The sequence below is a fragment of the Bradyrhizobium sp. genome (genome assembly GCF_049519115.1).
Lineage (GTDB): Bacteria > Pseudomonadota > Alphaproteobacteria > Rhizobiales > Xanthobacteraceae > Bradyrhizobium.
The window spans coordinates 335,040-352,861 of record NZ_JBEKRB010000003.1 but is presented as its reverse complement, the minus strand read 5'-3'; the positions used below and the strand labels follow the sequence as shown (position 1 = coordinate 352,861).

The 17,822-nt window shown below is 59.5% G+C and carries 15 protein-coding genes, 1 tRNA gene and 1 pseudogene; 8 read left to right on the top strand and 9 right to left on the bottom strand.

The annotated features are described in order from the left end of the window. Nucleotides 1-289: 289 nt before the first annotated feature. The 3 genes from ABSE61_RS05070 (at nt 290) to ABSE61_RS05060 (ending at nt 2,938) form a co-directional block, all read left to right on the top strand. Entirely contained in the window at nt 290-1,693 is a 1,404-nt protein-coding gene (locus ABSE61_RS05070; RefSeq protein WP_423869961.1) for a caspase family protein, read from the top strand. Between the two features lie 175 nt (nt 1,694-1,868). After that, nucleotides 1,869-2,501 (top strand): OmpA family protein, encoded by a 633-nt coding sequence (locus ABSE61_RS05065; protein WP_423869987.1) that lies wholly within the window; start codon nt 1,869-1,871, stop codon nt 2,499-2,501. A gap of 68 nt (nt 2,502-2,569) precedes the next feature. After that, on the top strand, nt 2,570-2,938 hold the full coding sequence (locus tag ABSE61_RS05060; protein ID WP_423869960.1) for a hypothetical protein: 369 nt from the start codon (nt 2,570-2,572) through the stop codon (nt 2,936-2,938). Nucleotides 2,939-3,110: 172 nt separating this feature from the next. Here ABSE61_RS05060 and ABSE61_RS05055 read toward each other — a convergent pair whose 3' ends face one another. The 3 genes and pseudogenes from ABSE61_RS05055 to ABSE61_RS05045 all read right to left on the bottom strand — a co-directional run bounded on the left by ABSE61_RS05055 (nt 3,111) and on the right by ABSE61_RS05045 (nt 4,772). Beyond that, a complete protein-coding gene (locus ABSE61_RS05055) occupies nt 3,111-3,326 on the bottom strand; it encodes a DUF2934 domain-containing protein (protein WP_423869959.1) in 216 nt (71 codons plus the stop codon). An 859-nt stretch (nt 3,327-4,185) separates the two neighbouring features. Beyond that, nucleotides 4,186-4,716 (bottom strand): annotated as a pseudogene (locus tag ABSE61_RS05050) (SGNH hydrolase domain-containing protein); the annotation flags it as partial. Next, a tRNA-Arg gene (locus tag ABSE61_RS05045) sits at nt 4,696-4,772 on the bottom strand. The gene ABSE61_RS05045 and the pseudogene ABSE61_RS05050, both read right to left, overlap by 21 nt. Nucleotides 4,773-5,028: 256 nt before the next feature. Here ABSE61_RS05045 and ABSE61_RS05040 point away from each other — a divergent pair. Further along, entirely contained in the window at nt 5,029-6,735 is a 1,707-nt protein-coding gene (locus ABSE61_RS05040; RefSeq protein ID WP_423869957.1) for a SulP family inorganic anion transporter, read from the top strand. Here the strand turns inward: ABSE61_RS05040 and ABSE61_RS05035 are convergent, their stop codons facing one another. The 3 genes from ABSE61_RS05035 to ABSE61_RS05025 form a co-directional block, all read right to left on the bottom strand. Further along, on the bottom strand, nt 6,736-7,140 hold the full coding sequence (locus ABSE61_RS05035; RefSeq protein ID WP_423869956.1) for a YccF domain-containing protein: 405 nt from the start codon (nt 7,138-7,140) through the stop codon (nt 6,736-6,738). A gap of 218 nt (nt 7,141-7,358) precedes the next feature. Next, nucleotides 7,359-9,143 (bottom strand): putative bifunctional diguanylate cyclase/phosphodiesterase, encoded by a 1,785-nt coding sequence (locus tag ABSE61_RS05030; protein WP_423869955.1) that lies wholly within the window; start codon nt 9,141-9,143, stop codon nt 7,359-7,361. A 147-nt stretch (nt 9,144-9,290) separates the two neighbouring features. Then, a complete protein-coding gene (locus tag ABSE61_RS05025) occupies nt 9,291-10,268 on the bottom strand; it encodes a sensor histidine kinase (RefSeq protein ID WP_423869954.1) in 978 nt (325 codons plus the stop codon). A gap of 231 nt (nt 10,269-10,499) precedes the next feature. Here ABSE61_RS05025 and ABSE61_RS05020 point away from each other — a divergent pair, with 231 nt between their 5' ends. Then, complete coding sequence (locus tag ABSE61_RS05020) at nt 10,500-11,342, top strand: SDR family NAD(P)-dependent oxidoreductase (protein ID WP_423869953.1); 843 nt, start codon at nt 10,500-10,502, stop codon at nt 11,340-11,342. Between the two features lie 33 nt (nt 11,343-11,375). On the opposite strand, the gene ABSE61_RS05015 is transcribed toward ABSE61_RS05020, so the two are convergent. Next, nucleotides 11,376-12,623, bottom strand: coding sequence for an LLM class flavin-dependent oxidoreductase (locus ABSE61_RS05015; RefSeq protein WP_423869952.1), 1,248 nt, complete (start codon nt 12,621-12,623; stop codon nt 11,376-11,378). Between the two features lie 195 nt (nt 12,624-12,818). Between ABSE61_RS05015 and ABSE61_RS05010 the strand changes: the two genes are divergently transcribed. Continuing rightward, a complete protein-coding gene (locus tag ABSE61_RS05010; RefSeq protein WP_423869951.1) occupies nt 12,819-14,288 on the top strand; it encodes a glycosyltransferase in 1,470 nt (489 codons plus the stop codon). 169 nt (nt 14,289-14,457) lie between these two features. After that, the gene (locus ABSE61_RS05005; RefSeq protein ID WP_423869950.1) at nt 14,458-15,693 is read left to right on the top strand and encodes an extracellular catalytic domain type 1 short-chain-length polyhydroxyalkanoate depolymerase; all 1,236 of its coding nucleotides are present in this window, start codon (nt 14,458-14,460) and stop codon (nt 15,691-15,693) included. Between the two features lie 26 nt (nt 15,694-15,719). Here ABSE61_RS05005 and ABSE61_RS05000 read toward each other — a convergent pair whose 3' ends face one another. Beyond that, nucleotides 15,720-16,388 carry an MBL fold metallo-hydrolase gene (locus ABSE61_RS05000; RefSeq protein WP_423869949.1) on the bottom strand — a complete coding sequence of 223 codons (669 nt, stop codon included), beginning with the start codon at nt 16,386-16,388 and terminating at the stop codon, nt 15,720-15,722. A 345-nt stretch (nt 16,389-16,733) separates the two neighbouring features. Here ABSE61_RS05000 and ABSE61_RS04995 point away from each other — a divergent pair, with 345 nt between their 5' ends. After that, on the top strand, nt 16,734-17,219 hold the full coding sequence (locus ABSE61_RS04995; protein ID WP_423869986.1) for an MmcB family DNA repair protein: 486 nt from the start codon (nt 16,734-16,736) through the stop codon (nt 17,217-17,219). 18 nt (nt 17,220-17,237) lie between these two features. On the opposite strand, the gene ABSE61_RS04990 is transcribed toward ABSE61_RS04995, so the two are convergent. Further along, nucleotides 17,238-17,792, bottom strand: coding sequence for an ActR/PrrA/RegA family redox response regulator transcription factor (locus ABSE61_RS04990; RefSeq protein WP_423869948.1), 555 nt, complete (start codon nt 17,790-17,792; stop codon nt 17,238-17,240). Between the last annotated feature and the right edge of the window lie 30 nt (nt 17,793-17,822).

The following is a 17,822-nucleotide window of genomic DNA, read 5'->3' as shown; positions in this document are numbered from 1 at the left end:
TGAACGAACGCAACAATGCCCTCAATGATTTGCGATCATCATACTCACTCGATTCAAGCAACGACTTTTGCGCTCGCTCGGCCAACGGGTTTGAGCGGGCAGTCTGTTTCAACAAGAGGCAATTCGATCCCGGACTAACTTGAGAGCCGAGCGCCTTGGCCGAATTATTGCATTGTTTTTTGCGATTCGGTGCCGTCGGCTGTGATCACGACGGTGTGTTTGAACCGAAACGATGTTCGAAAACCGAATGTACATGGGACTTCAATTTATCAATTGAGGGGTACGGGCCATGCGCTTCTTGATCATTGCATTGTCAATTGCTGGTATGCTGGTAAGTGCGAACGCCGCGAAGGCTGACCGACGGGTCGCCTTTGTGGTGGGTAATGGCGCCTACAAGAATGTTGCGACGCTTCCGAACCCGCCTGTGGATGCCAAGGCGATGGCCGGTGTGTTGCGAAACGCCGGTTTCGATGTGGTGGAAGGCATCAACCTCACCCGCGACAAGATGACAGAGCGGCTGCTTGAGTTCGGCAAGAAAACCCAAGGCGCGGATGTCGCGGTATTCTTTTACGCCGGCCACGGCATAGCGGTCGACGGCACCAATTACCTGCTGCCGGTGGACGCCGACATCAAATCCGAGATGGACGTGAAGCTCGGCACCGCCATCAATGTTGATCTCAGTATCGACCAGACCATGAGCGACGCCAAGGTCAAACTGGTATTCCTGGATGCCTGTCGTGACAATCCGTTCGCAGCGAAACTACGCACAGAGAGAGCAACTCGCGGCCTCACACTCCAATCCGGTTTGTCTGAGATGAAATCGGGCGAAGGCACGCTGATCGCGTTCGCCACCGGACCCGGACAGACCGCGCTCGACGGCCAGGAAGGCACAAATAGCCCCTTCACCCGGGCGTTGATGGCCAACATCACCCAACCCGGCGTCGAGATTCAGCAGGCGATGACCCAGGTCCGCGCCCAGGTCCGCGACGAAACCAACAAGGGCCAATTGCCCTGGGGGAATACCAATCTGACCGGCGCCGTTTATCTCAATCCGGCTGCGGCCTCCGCCGCGGCTCCCGTAGCCGTTGCTTCCAATAGCCCGACCGCTGCCGCGTCCAGCGGCGGTTCGGACGTCGAGCTGGAGTTCTGGCGCTCGATCAAGGACTCCAACAAGCCCGAAGAGCTCAATGCCTATCTGACCAATTACCCGAACGGGCAATTCAAGTCTCTTGCCCTGGCACGCATCGCCTCGCTTGAAAATGGTCCGAGCACCACGACCCGTAACCTCAGCGTTGGCACCGATCCCGCGACCTTTACCGACGAAGCCAACCAGGTAACCGAGGACCAGATCGGTCTCGACAGAAATCAGCGCCGCGACATCCAGCGCCGCCTGACCGGGCTCGGCTTCGACACCAAGGTCACCGGGAAGTTCGACGACTCGACCCGCGCCGTCATTGCACGCTGGCAGGCCGCTCGCGGCTACCCCAGTACCGGCTTCCTCAACAAGCTGCAACACAAAGCGCTGTCGGCGGAAATCGTGGCGACGAACCAGACCGGTTCGAACGACGACTCCGACGATCATGCGCGCCGTCATTCCGGCGGCGGCCGCCGCGGCGGCGGTGGAGGCGGCGGCGGAATGGCCGGACCGGGACAGTTCATCGGCGGCTTCGCGCGCGGATTGTTCGGTAGGTGAATCCAACACGGCGGCACCCGGACGAACCCGGAGCAGCCGCAACTGCTAGAAAAGCGCCTTGGTCTTGACGCTTCAGAGCCAGGCTCTCTCGGGCAGTTTGATTTCAGACAACCTTATTTACGTGGCCTCTCGTTATTGGTCACCAAACGTACCGCAACCGCGAGGAACAATTGCGATGATCCAATTCTTTAGGACCCAGACCATTGTTGCCATCGGGGCCTTGCTGGCGATGTCTGCCGGACAAGCGTTCGCCGGTGACGACGTTACCGCCGATACGATCGTACGCGCGCTTCAGCCCAAGCCGCTGACGAGAAGCCTTTCCATGACGCCCACAAAAGATCCGTCGGCCGTTGCAGCGGACGGACGCGTTATCGACGGCCTGCGTAACAGGAAGACGCGTTCTCTCTCATCAAGCGAGCGCGAAGAGATCGCAACCGTCGCAGCCGACAAGCCCAACATCGATCTCGAAATCACCTTCGACTACAATTCTGCTGACATCAGCGGAACGTCTTTGCCCAGCGTTCAGGCGCTCGGCAAGGCACTTATAGATCCCAATCTCAAGGGTTCGACCTTCATGGTCGCCGGCCATACCGATGCGGCAGGCGCAGAAGCCTACAATCAGGAGCTTTCCGAACGCCGGGCCGACACCATCAAGCGCTACCTCGTCGATAACTTCGGTGTTGCGAGCAATGACCTGATCACCGTTGGTTACGGCAAGAGCAAGCTCAAAAACCCGGGCGCGCCGATGGATCCGGCCAACCGCCGGGTACAGGTCGTCAACCTCGCCAATAAAACCGCGTCCAAGTGACGGGCTCAATCGGTTCATGTCGCCTACCTGGCTTCGATTAATTCACAGCCCTCAATAGGAGAGACATCATGCGCAAAGCTCTTCTCGCGATCGCCGTTCTCATGATTTCCTCTATGGCCGCCGACGCCGATCCATACCTTCGCGTGGCGGAAAACGGTCAGCCTCCCGCCCCGGCAATTGTCATCACAACCGAGCCGAGTGAACCGGCCAAGCCAGTTGAGTCGAAGACCGCTGAGCCGACAAAGGCGGTTGAATCGACAAAGGCTGCCCCTGAACCGACCAAGACGTCTGCAGAGCCAGAAAAGACGGCCGAGCCGGCGGCTGTTGCTGAAACAAAATCGGCTCAACCTCAGAAAACGAAGCCGCGTGTCTCACGCCGCGAGAGCGACGAACAAAAAGCTCGCCGGATCGCGGCGAAATTCGGTGTCTACTGGTGAGTGCAAGTCGAATCGCGACCGCGCTTCGCTACGCCACCATTTCCGCGCCTTACGCAGTGCCATCGAGGTCGAGCTTGCGAGTTCCGGAAACTCGACAGCTTTTACCCAACCTCGAAGTCGCTGCATCAGTTGACGTTCGCGATGGTTGGGGACTGACGTCACGCGCTCTGACTTAGGCCGCGCGCCGCTTTCGTGGCGCCTTCGCTTTCTTTGGCTTGTCAGTCTTCGGCGCCTCGCTCGATAAAACTCGGCCGTATCCACCGAGCGATGCGCTTAAAATCTCACGCTGCGCAACGAGCCAATGAGCGTCTGCGTTTCCGTTCTCACAGCCGCTTTCGATCCAAAGGTGATAAGCACGCTCGCGGATTGCTTGATCTACGTCCTGCATCACGGATCTCCTATTCCGTAGGTTGGTTGGAGAGAGCCTGCCTTGCGTGTTTCCCTCTGGGGAGAAAGCCGGCGTAGAGCCTGCCCACGTCCCGAACGGCTGCTAGTTTTCCCGTTTCGGCCGCTTCGTGAGCGAAAGCATGGGCTTAGATGGTTAACAAATGGTTAACTGCCCTGGACGCGCTGCTGCTGGCTTAAGAATCGGAGTTCCGACTGTCACAGGTATCGACGTCTTGCTCAGCTGCCGGCTCGTCGGACACGTCCTCGGTTGCAACGCCTGCGTCAGTTTCGTCTCGGTGCCGGGTATCGATCAGCTTGACGATCTTCACGCTGCCATAGAATTCAGTGTCATCACTCGCTGCTTCGTATGCCGACTTTTCGGTCGCGAACGCTACCTCTCGCCAAGTATTCCATAGGTGCCTTCACCGGAAGATCTATGTCGGCCTTAAATGAATCGGAGGCAAGTCGATGAACATTTGTAATTGAGTTCTTGTGAACAGGATCAGGCGAGTTTGTGAAATCAACCGCAATTCTCCGCATCCATAATGTGGATGATTTTAAGGATTGACTCGAAAATTCGATCACCAGGGAAAAACGTGTATTTTCCGCTATATTTGATTTTCCGAAGTGATCTCTTCGTTTTCTTATGTTGCTTACGATACGGCATGCGATACAGCCCGCGCTTCTCCAAACGCGCATATCTGTCATCAAGGACGAGTGTGAGACGCAGGCCTATAGGCCTCTGCCAGCACCGGCACCGGCCGCTCCTTCGCCGATTGCCAAGACCACCACGCATCGTTAATGCATGCCGGTCCCGAAAAGTGTGATAAAGCGCCTACTCTGTCACGGGATCGGCGTACTTACGGCGTCGCCCCGAGTCCAAGGCTGGGAGCGATAACCTTCATAAGGAACTGCGCCCCGGTAGGGGTGAGGTGAATCTCATCCCTTGCAACCAGTGACGAACCGAGCCGAGTCAGGCATCCATCCCGGTCACAAAACGGCTTCCACGTCGATATGAACTGCACGCCTAGCTGGCGAGCTACTGGCTCCGTCAAAGCGTCGCTCGAATGTTTATCGTAATAGGCTTCTACCCGCTCGGGGATCAAGTTGCCGGTACGCCGATAATACGTCGCCACTACTTCCGGCAGCCGCCTAAGCCAAACCGGCGCTGTCCCGAAAATGATGATCCTATGAATCCCGGCTTCTCGTAGGGCTTCGACCGTAGGCTTCAACATCTCTGCAGTGTCGTCCCCGCTCCATATTGCCTCTAGGATGACGATATCTGGCGATGCTTCTGCGATGCGCTGAGCGATCCTTTGATTGCGCTCAACGCAAAGGCCGGAAAGCGATGGGCGCCGTATTAAAAACACTGGCGCACCCGACACGATTCGAACGTGTGACCTTTGCCTTCGGAGGGCAACGCTCTATCCAGCTGAGCTACGGGTGCAACGCGGTTCATTTAGCCGATTGGCCCGGCATCGGCAATGGCGCCAAAGACCCACAATCGAGACGGCCTGCCCCGCCAGGCCGTTCGGCTGTGAAGCGACGGCCAATCTTGATTTTGGCGGGTAGACATCGTCCAGTAGACCCCTGGAATTACTCAGGACAGGCCGCAAACGGGGTGAAATTCCGTCGCGCTTCAGTGAGGAATGCCCTCGTCGCCGGGGTTGGTACTGTTAGTAGTAAAGGGGGGATAGCGAGCCATGGTGGATCATTCCGGATCCCCGCGATCTTTCGGTGGCGGCAAAGCCTGGCCCGTCTTTCGTTCGCTCGCCAACTACCGCCTTCCCTATCTCAGAGGGGATTTGTTCGCCGGGCTGACGCTCGCGGCGATCGTCATACCCGAGCAGATGGCGACCGCCCGCCTCGGCGGCTTCGCGCCGCAGATCGGCTTTTTCGCCTTTGTGGCGGGCTCGGTCGCCTTTGCGGTGTTCGGCGGCAACCGCTTCCTGTCGTCGGGCGCCGATTCGACCATCACACCGATCTTTGCCGGCGGGCTCGCCGCGGTCGCGGCCACGGGCTCGCCGGATTACGCGACACTGGCTGCGGCGCTTGCGCTGATGGTCGGGCTGATGCTGGCCGCATCAGGCATTTTCCGTCTGGGCTGGATCGCCGATCTGTTGTCGATCCCCGTCACGATCGGCTTCCTCGCCGGCATTTCGGCACACATCCTGATTTCCCAGCTACCGGCGATCCTCGGGCTGCCGACGCCCGAAGGTCCCATGCTTCAGCGGCTTTTGGCGTTGGTCGAACATCTCGGCGACACCAACGGCTTTACGCTCGTCATCGGCCTTGGCGTGCTTGCGATCATCGCTTTGTCCGAACAGATCGATGCGCGGATTCCCGGCGCCTTGATTGGCCTTGCATTGGCAAGTGCTGCGGTCGTGCTGTTGCGGCTCGAAAGCCGGGGGGTCAGTGTTCTCGGCACGATTTCGGTGACGATGCCGATGCTCGCGATTCCGGTCGTATCGGTGAGCCGCCTGAGCAGCCTATTGTCGCTCAGCCTCATTATTTCAGTGGTCGTGATGGTGCAGACCGCGGCAACGACAAGGTCCTTTCCGACCGACCCCAATGAGCCGCCGGATGTCGACTGCGATTTTATCGGAGTTGGTGTCGGCAGCATCTTTGCCGGATTGATCGGCGCCTTTCCCGTCAATGCGAGCCCGCCGCGGACTGCGGTGGTTTCCGAAACCGGTGGCCGCTCCCAGATCGCGGGCCTCGTGGCCGTTGCCATCGTCATCGCGCTATTGGCCGTCGGCACCTCGTTGCTGCATCGAATTCCCAACGCCGCGCTTGGCGGGGTATTGTTGTTCGTCGCGCTTCGGATCATTCGCTTTCGCCAGATCGCCACGGTCGGCCGCCAATCGCTCGGCGAGTTTCTGCTGATCCTGGTGACGGCGGCAGGGATCATTCTCCTGCCGATCGAACAAGGCGTCGGCCTCGGCATCGCGCTGTCATTGCTGCATGGCATATGGACCACGACGCGCGCCCGCGTGCGGCCGCTCGAGCGCGTGCCCGGCACCTCCATCTGGTGGCCGGTCAGCCCCAATCTTCCCGGCGAGCAGGAAGCCGGCGTGATCGTGGCGGGCTTTCCAGCGCCGTTGTCGTTCCTCAATGCCTACGATTTCCGCCGCGATATCCTCGCGGCGTTGAAGTCCTCGTCGCAAAAGATACGCCTGGTGGTGCTGGAGGCGACCGGCATCGTCGAGATCGACTTTACCGCCGCCCAGGTCCTGGCCGAGATCATCAGGCAATGCCACGACGACGGCATCGACTTTGCCATCGCCCGGCTTGAATCCTCTCGCGCACAGCAGGCAATCGTCCGCTTCGGCATCGATACCCTGCTTGGGCCAGATCGCCAGTTCCACAGCGTGGAGGAGGCGGTACGCGTCCGCGCCGGAAAGAATTAATTAGGCGGGAACGATCGCCCGCCCGATCGGCCACACCGCAATGCCGGCGAGTTTCAGGTGGGCCCATGCGAACGGAATCCCGATAATCGTCACCGCAAGAACGACCGCGGTGGCGAGGTGGCCCAGCGCCAGCCACCACCCCGCGAGTACCAGCCAGATCAGATTGCCGATCAGGCCGAAAAGCCCCGTGCCAAGGTCGGATTGCCCTGTCAGGCTGTCGCGGCGCACGGCCCGCTGGCCGAACGGCAACAGCGTATAGACGGCGATGTTGAAGGCCGCCCGCGCCCAGGGCAGACCGACGATGGTGATCGCCATGATGATCGCCGCGACAACCCAGCCGGCCGCCATCCATACGCCGCCGAGCAAGAGCCACAGGATATTCAGAAATATCGAGACCGGTTGCATGTCATCTCTCCAGGACGCGGATGCGCTACGCAGGACCAAACTTGCATCGAAGATGCCGTTATCGGTGCCCTCGATCGGCAAATAGCGATGTTGGCGAAGATAGCAAGGAAGAGGCCGGGCCGGAATGACCTACAATTATCAATCAAGACACCCATAAGGCATCAATCATGGCATCGATAGGCGCTCGACAGGCGTCACATAAAACGCGAGCTATCCGCTCAGCGGCGATAACGCGTGGGGCGCGCATAAGCCTGGCGATTTTCCTGCACCGGCCGGCTTGCCTCGTTGACGCGTGTTTCGCTGAAAACGGGCGCGGCTATCTTCAGCTCTTCCAGGAAAATGGGATAAGCGAAATAAAAACCTTGCGCGTAGCGAATGCGGGTGGCCGCCTGCAAGTAAGCCAGTTCCTCGAAGGTTTCGACGCCTTCAGCGATCACAGTCATGCCGAGCGCCTCGCTCAGCGATTCGATCGCCCGCAGGATTCCCTGGCTGCGTGGACGAAGATGGATGTCCTTGATGAAGGAACGATCGATCTTGATCTCGTCGGCGGTGATATCGGCCAGCGCCGACAATGACGAATAGCCGATACCGAAGTCGTCGATCGATATGCCGACCCCAAGCTTGCGGAAGATCGGCACGATTACGTCCTGAAACCGCGTCTTGGTGACGAAAGCGTCTTCCGTCACCTCGATCATGAAACGGCGGGGAAAGCCGGTTGCCTCCAGTGCCTCGGCGAACGAACGCATGAACGTGGGGCTGTCGGCCTGCTTCGCCGCAACATTGATGCTGATAGTAGCTGCCGCGCCAAAAGTCTCGTTGATGAGATCGATCGATCTCACGATTTCCGCCAACACCAGATGGGTGAGTTCGTCGATCAATCCCAATTCGGCCGCGAGATTGATGAAGGTGCCCGGCGCCTGGATGACCCCGTCGTCGTCGCGCAAGCGGACCAGCGCCTCCACACCTTTGATTTCCTTGGTCCTGATATCGACCTTGGGCTGGAAAGCGCAGCAGAACCGCTTTTCCAGGATGGCATGCCGCAGCGATTGCTCGATCTTCATGCGGGCGAGCGCCTCGCGCTCCATACTGGTGTCGAAGAAGGCGACCGCGCCCTTGCCGTCGTTCTTGACCCGATACATCGCAATGTCGGCGTTCTGGAGCAACGCCTCGTAACCGCGGCCATGGTCGGGAAACAGGCTTACGCCGATCGACGTCGAGGCGAATATCTCCGATCCATCGATGAAGAACGGCGCTTTCAGCCGCTGCAAGGTAGCCTCGACATATTCAGCCACTTCTTCTTCGCTGTCGATCGGGGCGAGAAGAAGCAGGAATTCGTCGCCGCTGATGCGAGACAACATGTCGTTTTCGCGCAGGTTAAGTCCGAGCCGCTTGGCAACCTCGACCAGCAGCGCATCGCCGGCGGAGTGACCGTAGTAGTCGTTGATATGCTTGAAATTATCGATATCGAGAAAGGCGAGCGCAAAAGCGTTGCCCGGTTCATAGTGTTGGATCAGGCTTTGCACGCGGTGTTCGATCACCCGTCGCATCGGCAAGCCCGTGAGTTCGTCAAAATAGGCCGAGCGAAACAGATGATCCTCGATCGCCTTCTGCTCGCTGATGTCGGCCGAGCACGATAGCAACAGGTTGCGGCCCGCAATGCGGGCCGGCCGATGGGCCGTCAGCAACACCTGCTCCCCTTTGCTGCCGGCACCGCTCACCTCGGCCACGGCTAGGCGCCCGACGCGGAGCAGCTCAAGCGCCATTTCCCGTCGTTCGTTCAGATGTTTTGCGGGGAGTTCGCCGGGCGTCGCCGCGGCCATGCCTAGCTGCGAGGCCGCAGCGTCATTGATCAGCAGAAAGCGGCCCTCTTCATCCTGAACCGTGACGCCTGTCGGGAGCAGCCGGATGATATCCCGCAAAAGGCCGAGGTCGCCATCGAATGCGAATTCGCCTTCGTGTTGCGGGGCGTGGGGCAGGATTTGACTTGAAAGGGGGCTTTTCATGGCAGGGCAGAGATTGGCAAAGTCTCTTGTAGTTTTGGTTAAGTGAGCCATCAGGGATTCAAGCGTGGGGGCCTGGATCACAAGCCACGGCGATCGTCATTAACAGAACGTCAACGCGCGGCCCCGCGCCCGGCATTTGGCTTAAAACTATACCTTCGGCACGCGGCATTGCATGGTGCAATGGACTCCGCTTTTCAGGAAACTGATCTCGGTCTTGCCATCGAACGGCCGGAGCGCCGATGCCAGCAATTTGGTGCCAAAACCCGCCTCACCTATCTCGCCGAGCGAAGGCCCCTCGGTTTCGTCCCAGGCGATATTCAGCCGATCGTCGGTGATTGACCACGACACTCCCAGCATGCCGCGCTCGGAGGAAAATGCGCCGTATTTCCCGGCATTGGTCGCGAGCTCGTGAAAAATCAGCGCGAGGCTGACCGCAAGCTTGGTGGGCAGAAACAGCCGGTCGCCGTTCAGGGTGAAGCGGACATGGCCATAAGGCCCAAGTTCCGAAAGCAGCAGGTCCTTGATGTCGCAACCGCCGTCGTCCACCTTGGTGATGAGATCGTCGGTCGCCGACAGCGCCCGCATGCGATGATCGATACTGGCCCAGATCTGCGGCTGGTTCTGCAACACCTGATGAAGCACGGCGTGGACGGTCGATAATTTGTTCTTTAGCCGGTGCTGCAATTCATCGACCAAAAGCTTGCGATACTCTTCTTCCCGGATCAGCCGCCTGGAAATTTCGCGCTGCCTGGCGGCCACCGAACGGTAATGCTCGACGCCCCAGATCGTCAGCCCGCATACGATCGCATAGATGACCAGGAGCACCAGGCGCGGAAAGAAATTGCTCGGCACATCGCCGAAATTCGTGGCAACGCCGAGCCCGCCGCCCACTAGCGCGGTGGCGATGCCGGTGCGATAACCGGCCAATGCGGTGGCAAAAAAAACGGCGGGAAAGTACGGCGTGAAAAAAACGTCCGGCCGTATTGCCGCGAGAAGCCATCTTGCCGCCGTCGACAGCGCAAGACAGCTTGCTGAAAAACAAAGACTGAACAGCAACGAAGGTCGGGAGACGCCTTGCCAGCCTTGTCGAAATTCATCGACTAGTCGTTTCGTTATTGGTCGCATCACTAGCGGCTCTGATCCGAAGTCAGGTCAAGCATAGCGGAACCGTGGCGGCTCGGCCGCTCGAATAACGACGGGGTTTGTTCAATGTTGCGATCATTCGAGCGGTTCCGTGGCGTGGAATCCGGGAGACGGGAGGAGCAATTCGCAAGGCCCGGCACACCGCGCGCCTTGCCTTGCTGTGGCAAGGCGGAGATATTTTAGCCCGAGAATGTCAAAAGGAGGACGACCAACATGGCACGGCTGGAAGGTAAAATTGCGGTAATCACCGGCGCGACAAGCGGCATCGGATTGCGCACCGCGGAAGTTTTCGTGGCCGAGGGCGCAAATGTCGTCATTGCCGGCCGGCGCGCGCCGGAGGGCGAAGCGCTGGCGAAAAAGCTCGGCGCGGCATGCGTGTTTCGTCGTACCGATGTCACCGTCGAAGACGACATGCGCAATCTGATCAATGAGGCGGTCGACAAATTCGGCCGCATCGACTGCCTGTTCAACAATGCCGGCGGCCCGGCACAGACCGGCGGGATCGAAGGGCTTGAAGTCGACCGTTTCGATGCGGCGATGGCGACTTTGGTGCGCAGCGTAATGCTCGGCATGAAGCATGCCGCCCCGCACATGCGGCATCAGGGTTCTGGCAGCATCATCAACAACGGCAGCATTGCTGGTCGCCTCGCCGGCTTTTCATCGTCGGTGGTTTATGGGGCCGCCAAGGCCGCCGTCATCCACCTGACCAAATGCGTCGCGATGGAACTCGGCGAATCCGGCATTCGCGTCAACAGCATTTCGCCGGGCGCGATCGCGACCGGGATTTTCGGCAAGGCACTCGGGTTGTCGGTGGAGGCAGCGGAGAAAACCCCCGACGTCATGCGCGAGGTTTATAAAGCCGCGCAACCGATCCCTCGCGCCGGCCTGCCGGAAGACATCGCGCATGCGGCGGTGTTTCTCGCCAGCGACGAGTCGACCTTCATCAACGGGCACGATCTGGTAATCGACGGCGCCATCACCGGTGGTCGCAACTGGACTGCGCAGCAACAGGGCTATGTCGCTCTGCGCAAGGCGTTCGACCAGGCCGGCGGCTGATGGAGTGGAGGCCGCGAACGTCAAGCGCTCCAATCAGGCCTTGTGTTGTTTCGCGGCTTCCTTCTGCAAATCCGGCGCATCGACCGGCGGAATGGCGACGCGGCCCGGACCGGTGAGCGGCAGTGCCGCTGCCGCCTTGTGGTTCTCCATGATCTTCGCCATCACAGCCTGCCCCGCGCGGTCGAACACCGCGCGATTTTCGATCAGGAATTTCTGCGACTCGCGAAGCTTGGCGACGTAGCCGTTGATCTCCGGAATTACGTAGCGCGCCACCATATCCCAACTACGTCTGGTACTTTCGGGGTTGGCCCAGTCATGAACGAAGCCGATGATGTGGCCTACGCCGCCTGACACTTCCATCAACTTCCTGATGGCGCTGACCAGATCATCGGGGGTACCGATGGTGGATGCCGAGATACCCACCCCGCCGGCGGTCTTCTCCAGGGCATCGTCAATCGATTTGAATCGCTCAAGGCCCGGACGCTGCAGCGTCTTCACGTTATATTCGTTGTGCCATTGCATCAGCCCGCTACCCGCCTCAGCTCTCGCCTGCTCGCGGCTTTCGGCGATGTGCCAGGACAAGAGCACGCGCCAGTCCGAGCGACTAACGGTGGTGCCGTATTTCTTCGCGGCGTCTTCCGCAAAACCCCATTGCGTCGGCAGCGCCATCAACCCTTGCGTCGACATCGAACCGAGCGAGATAATGCCGATGCCGTATTTCCCGGCCAGCGTCATTCCCGAGGGCGAGATCTGCGAGGCGACGACGAACGGCATTTCCTCCTGAAGAGGAAGTATCTGCAATGCGGCGTCGTTCATCGTGAACCAATCACTTTTCGCCGTCACCCGCTCGCCGCGAAACAGCCGGCGAATAAGCGCGATCGCCTCGTCCTGACGGTCGCGTTGCAGCATCGGGTCGATGCCGAGGGTGTGCGCGTCGGAGGCAAGCGCGCCTGGACCGGAACCGAAGATGGCGCGACCGCCGGTCATGTGGTCGAGTTGCACCATGCGTTGGGCTACATTGAAGGGATGGTGATAGGGCAGTGAGACCACGCCGGTCCCAAGCTTGATGCGTTTGGTGCGCTCACCCGCGGCGGCCAGAAACATTTCCGGCGACGCAATCATTTCCCAACCCGAGGAATGGTGCTCGCCGCACCAGAATTCGTCATAACCAAGCGCATCGAGTTGCTCGACGAGATCGAGATCCCGGCGGAATTGCAGCATCGGGTGCTCGCCGATCGGGTGATGCGGGGCGAGGAAGGCCCCGAATTTGAGACGAGCCATGGATTTTCTCCGCACAGTTCTTCTTGGTTGTCTCTCAAATTAGGAGGTGGGAAAGACCAAGGCAATCGCCTATTCGAGACCCTGCTGCGACGGCCGAGCGGCCATCAAATCTGCCGTATCGAGGCAAGCGGGCGAATTTACACCCCCTGCCCCATCCGCTAAGAGGACCCCTTCGTTTTCCCCGCCGAGGTCAAGATGTATTTGAGACCGTCCGATTCCACTGCGTCTCTTGAGCTTCCAACGCAGAGAAAGCGCGACCTCGTCACCCATTTTGAGGCGAATGGCGACGAACTGGAGCGCTGGCGCGAATTCAACGCCGCCTACCATCAGGACGATTTCAAGTTCATGCGCTTCCTGATTCCGCCGGGCAAGCGGGTATTGGAATTGGGATGCGGGCGCGGCGATCTGCTGGCAGCCCTTGAGCCTTCTTATGGCGTCGGTGTCGACTTCGGCGCCAAGACCGTCGCCAAGGCCAATGAGCTGCATCCCGATCTTTATTTCGTGCTGGGCGATGTAGAAGACCCCGCCACACTCGCCTCGATCGAAGGACCGTTCGACTACATCGTGATCGCCGACACCATCGGCATGTTCGATGATATCGATGCGACCTTGCGGCTGGTGCACCATTTGAGCGCGCCGTCGACCCGGATCATCATCTCCTACTACTCGCATTTGTGGGAGCCGGTTCTCAAGCTTGCCGAAGCGCTGAAGTTGCGCGCGAAACAGCCGCGGATCAATTACATCGCGACCGCGGACTTCCTCAATCTGATGGATCTTGCGGATTTCGAGGTCATCGGCCAGGAGCAGCGACAACTCTTACCGCGCCGCTGGCTTGGCCTCGGCCCGTTCATCAACCGCTTCATTGCGCCACTGCCCGGAATCAGGAAGCTATGCCTGCGGACCTATCTGGTCGGCCGTCCGGTGCGCCAATTTCCGGACCGGAAATTTTCGGCCAGCATTCTGATTCCGTGCCGTAACGAGAGCGGCAATATCGAAGATGCGATCCGGCGCATGCCGCGATTTGGCGCCTCGCAGGAAATCCTGTTCGTCGAAGGTAATTCCAGCGACAACACCTTTGCCGAATGCGAACGCGTGCGCGACGCCTACAAGGACAGCTGGGACATCAAGGTCCTCAAGCAGGACGGCAAGGGCAAGGGCGATGCGGTGCGTAAGGGGTTTGCCGCCGCAAGCGGCGACGTACTGATGATTCTCGACGCCGATTTGACCATGCCGCCGGAGGCGCTTCCGAAATTCCATGCGGTGATCGAGACGGGCAAGGCCGAATTCGTCAACGGCACCCGACTGGTCTATCCGATGGAGCATGAGGCGATGCGCCCGCTCAACCTGATCGCCAACCGTTTCTTCGCTTATCTTTTCAGCTATCTGGTCAATACCCGCCTGACCGATACGCTCTGCGGCACCAAGGTCCTCCTGCGCAAGGATTACGAGGTGTTGGCGCGGGAGCGCGACTATTTCGGCAACTTCGATCCGTTCGGGGATTTCGACCTGATCTTCGGCGCGGCGAAACAGAACCTCAAAATTGTCGAGACACCGATCCACTACAAGGCCCGCACCTTTGGCGAGACCCAGATTTCGCGCTTCCGCGACGGCTGGCTGTTGCTGAAAATGGTGTGGTTCGCCTATCGCAAGCTGAAAGCGATCTGAGCTTCCGGCGTTTGGCCTTTTTGCGCGTCTCCCACAGATGAAGCTGGTTGTTCCAAACCTCAGAAAATAAAATTTCTGAGGACTGACAGCACACGGTCTTTTCATTTTGCAGTGCAGCAATTATGTGTCTTTGGTTATGGCCCGATTCACCCGGGCAGAGGAGCAGCCGTTGTCGCTTGCCAGAAATATCGAGTTCCTGCGCCAACTGCCCCGTTTGCCCGGAATGAACGGTTGGGATGGTCTTAACCATCCCGCGCCGGTGGCAACCCGGGGCATATTGGTCGAAACGAAGCAATTCGGCACCAATCCGGGCGATTTGCGGATGTTTTCCTATGCACCTGCGGACCTTCCGGCCTCGGCAGCTCTGGTTGTGGTATTGCACGGCTGCGGACAGACCGCGGCCGGTTACGATGTGGGCGCCGGTTGGTCGACGCTTGCGAAACATTACGGTTTTGCCCTGCTGATGCCCGAGCAACAGCCGGGCAACAACGCGCACGGCTGCTTCAACTGGTTCAATCCCGAAGACACCAAACGAGGCCATGGCGAAACCTGCTCGATCCGGCAAATGACCGCGCGAATGGTCGCCGATCACAAGATCGACAAGCGTCGTATTTTCGTCGCCGGGCTGTCGGCAGGCGGCGCGATGACATCGGTCATGCTCGCCACCTATCCGGACGTTTTTGCAGCCGGCGCGATCATCGCCGGGTTACCTTACGGAATCGCTTCCAATGTGCGGGAAGCCTTGAGCGGCATGCTGCGATCGCCGGCGCGTTCGTCGGGCGAGTTGGGCAATCTGGTGCGTAATGCTTCGAAGCATCGCGCACCCTGGCCCAAGGTTTCGGTGTGGCACGGCACTGCCGACCGCACAGTCAATCCCGCCAATGCCCACGAGATCGTCAAGCAGTGGCTCGACGTCCATCGGTTGCCGTCCCATCCGATGTCGGAAGGAGTCGTCGACGGCTATCCCCACCAGGTATGGTGGAACACGGATGGCGAAACGCTGGTCGAGTCCTACTCCATCACCGATATGGCCCATGGCACGCCGCTCGGGAAGGCGGAGAACGACGAACGATATGGCAAGGAAGGCGCGTTTCTGATCGAGGCCGGTATCTCGTCCTCTCATCACATCGCAAACTTCTTCGGGCTCACCGCTGGAATTCATCAACCTGAAAACGCTGCAAAACCGGCCTCACGCACCGCGGCAGACTCACCGAGCGCAAAGCTCATCCCGCTTGCTTCTCCGATCTCGGCGCCTGCGCCCGCCCTCAATAAAGTACTTCGGCCACTGGCGGCGGCGAAGAAGCCCGCCAATCCCCCGACAGAACAAAACGCCAAGCAAGCCGGCGGCCTCGATGTCAGTGCGGTCATTACCCGCGCTTTGACCGCAGCGGGTCTCATGAAATAGCAGCGTGCCCCTCGGGGCCCGCTATCTCACATCGCGCCGGTGAGGAACGGATTGGTCATTCGTTCGTGGCCGATCCTGGAGCCGGCGCCATGCCCGCAGATGAAGCCGACATCGTCACCGAGCGGCAACAGCTTTTCCTTGATCGACTTGATCAGGGTGGCGTGATCGCCGCCGGGAAGATCGGTACGCCCGACCGAGCCGTTGAACAAGACATCGCCGACATGGGCGAAGCGCATGTCCTTGTTGAAAAAGACAACGCTGCCCGGGGAATGCCCGGGGCAATGCAGGATGTCGAAAGTCAATTCGCCGACCGAAACCTGATCGCCTTCTTCGAGCCAGCGATCCGGCGCAAAATCACGCACATCAGTGAAGCCGAAACGGGCCCCGCTCGCCACGACATTGTCGAGCAGGAACTTGTCGGCGATGTGCGGACCTTCGATCGCCACCTTGAGCGCGTCGCGTAAGTCGGCCGCGCCGCCGACATGGTCGATATGGCCATGGGTCAGCCAGATCTTCTCGACCGTGACATTGGCCTCCTTGATCGCGGCCTGAATTTTCGGAAGGTCCCCGCCGGGGTCGATGACGATGGCCTTTTGGGTCGCCGTGCACCAAAGCAGCGTGCAGTTCTGTTCGAACGGCGTTACCGGGACAATCATCGCACCGGCTTTCGGCTTGTTTTCGGATGGCTGGGTCATGGCTAGTGTGGTGGATTTTACATTCGCTCGAGTATTGCCGCGAGTTCTCAAGGCGAATGTCAAATCCAAAACCACACCAGGAACCCATATTTGTGAGTGTCCCTTTGGTTCTGACATTCGTAACGAACCCGCCGCGACATGATACGAATGTCAGAACCGGGACACTAGTCACAATGCCGATTTTTTGTATTCCGCCAAGGAAAATTTCCGGGAGGTCCGCGTATTTGTGATCGGAACATCGCCGCCGCAAAGGAACGGGGGCATCTCTCGAAAAGCAGATTTCCTGCTCAAATCCACCATCAAACGCATTGCCTGCTTTTTGAGCCGCGTTCTATGCTTCGTCAGATGGAATCGCTCGCCCAAAAAAATGTCATCGTTCCCGCAGCCGACGGACGCCAGTCGGAAACAGCGCTTGCGATCGCACGCGGCACCGCGCGGCTGTTGCACTCACTCGGCTTTGCCTGCATCAGCGAACTGCCGTTGCCTTCGGGCCGCCGCGCCGATCTTGTCGCCATCAATGACCGCGGCGAAATCTGGATTGTCGAGATCAAGTCCTCGATCGAGGATTTGCGCGCCGACCAGAAATGGCCGGAATACCGGGCGCATTGCGACCGGCTGTTCTTTGCTTTCTTGCAGGATTTGCCGTGCGAGATTTTCCCCGATGAGACCGGGCTGATTATCGCCGACGCCTATGGCGCGCATCTGCAACGTCCGGCGCCTGAGCACCGGCTGCCGGCTCCGACCCGGAAGTCGATGACGGTGCGGTTTGCGCGTGCCGCGGCGCTGCGGATCAATCGCCTGGTCGATCCGCAAGGCCACGCGGAATTTTGAGCGAAAGGGTTTGGGTGCTCAGCGCGGAGCGCGCTTGGCCAGGATCCGTTGCAACGTGCGGCGATGCATGTTCAGTCGGCGTGCGGTTTCCGAAACGTTGCGGTTGCACATCTCGTAGATCCGCTGGATATGCTCCCAGCGCACGCGATCGGCCGACATCGGATTATTCGGCAGTTCGGATTTCGTGTTGCCGATGGCGAGCAGCGCCGACACCACATCGTCGGCATCGGCAGGCTTGGACAAATAGTCCACCGCGCCGAGCTTCACGGCGGTCACCGCGGTCGCGATATTGCCATAGCCGGTGAGGACGATGGCGCGCGCATCCGGCCGTTTGCGTTTCAGCGCCGACACCAGATCTAGCCCATTGCCGTCGCCGAGCCGCAAATCCACCACCGCAAAAGCGGGGGCGGCCTTGGAGATTTGAGTAAGCCCCTCGGCGACGCTGTCGCAGGATGTCACCGCAAAGCCCCGGCCTTCCATGGCACGCGCGAGCCGCTCCAGAAACGGCTTGTCGTCCTCCACGATCAGGAGCGAGCGATCGGAGTATCCGGCCAGTTCAGGAATCGCGTTCAAGATAATGCCATCCTTGTCCATGCACCCCCA

Coding starts and splice junctions, on each gene's coding strand:
- ABSE61_RS05040 (WP_423869957.1), top strand. CDS start 5,029: ATGGTGGATCATTCCGGATCCCCGCGATCTTTCGGTGGCGGCAAAGCC.
- ABSE61_RS05020 (WP_423869953.1), top strand. CDS start 10,500: ATGGCACGGCTGGAAGGTAAAATTGCGGTAATCACCGGCGCGACAAGC.
- ABSE61_RS05055 (WP_423869959.1), bottom strand. CDS start 3,326: ATGCAGGACGTAGATCAAGCAATCCGCGAGCGTGCTTATCACCTTTGG.
- ABSE61_RS05070 (WP_423869961.1), top strand. CDS start 290: ATGCGCTTCTTGATCATTGCATTGTCAATTGCTGGTATGCTGGTAAGT.
- ABSE61_RS04995 (WP_423869986.1), top strand. CDS start 16,734: ATGGAATCGCTCGCCCAAAAAAATGTCATCGTTCCCGCAGCCGACGGA.
- ABSE61_RS05025 (WP_423869954.1), bottom strand. CDS start 10,268: ATGCGACCAATAACGAAACGACTAGTCGATGAATTTCGACAAGGCTGG.
- ABSE61_RS05035 (WP_423869956.1), bottom strand. CDS start 7,140: ATGCAACCGGTCTCGATATTTCTGAATATCCTGTGGCTCTTGCTCGGC.
- ABSE61_RS05060 (WP_423869960.1), top strand. CDS start 2,570: ATGCGCAAAGCTCTTCTCGCGATCGCCGTTCTCATGATTTCCTCTATG.
- ABSE61_RS05015 (WP_423869952.1), bottom strand. CDS start 12,623: ATGGCTCGTCTCAAATTCGGGGCCTTCCTCGCCCCGCATCACCCGATC.
- ABSE61_RS05000 (WP_423869949.1), bottom strand. CDS start 16,388: ATGACCCAGCCATCCGAAAACAAGCCGAAAGCCGGTGCGATGATTGTC.
- ABSE61_RS05010 (WP_423869951.1), top strand. CDS start 12,819: ATGTATTTGAGACCGTCCGATTCCACTGCGTCTCTTGAGCTTCCAACG.
- ABSE61_RS05030 (WP_423869955.1), bottom strand. CDS start 9,143: ATGAAAAGCCCCCTTTCAAGTCAAATCCTGCCCCACGCCCCGCAACAC.
- ABSE61_RS05065 (WP_423869987.1), top strand. CDS start 1,869: ATGATCCAATTCTTTAGGACCCAGACCATTGTTGCCATCGGGGCCTTG.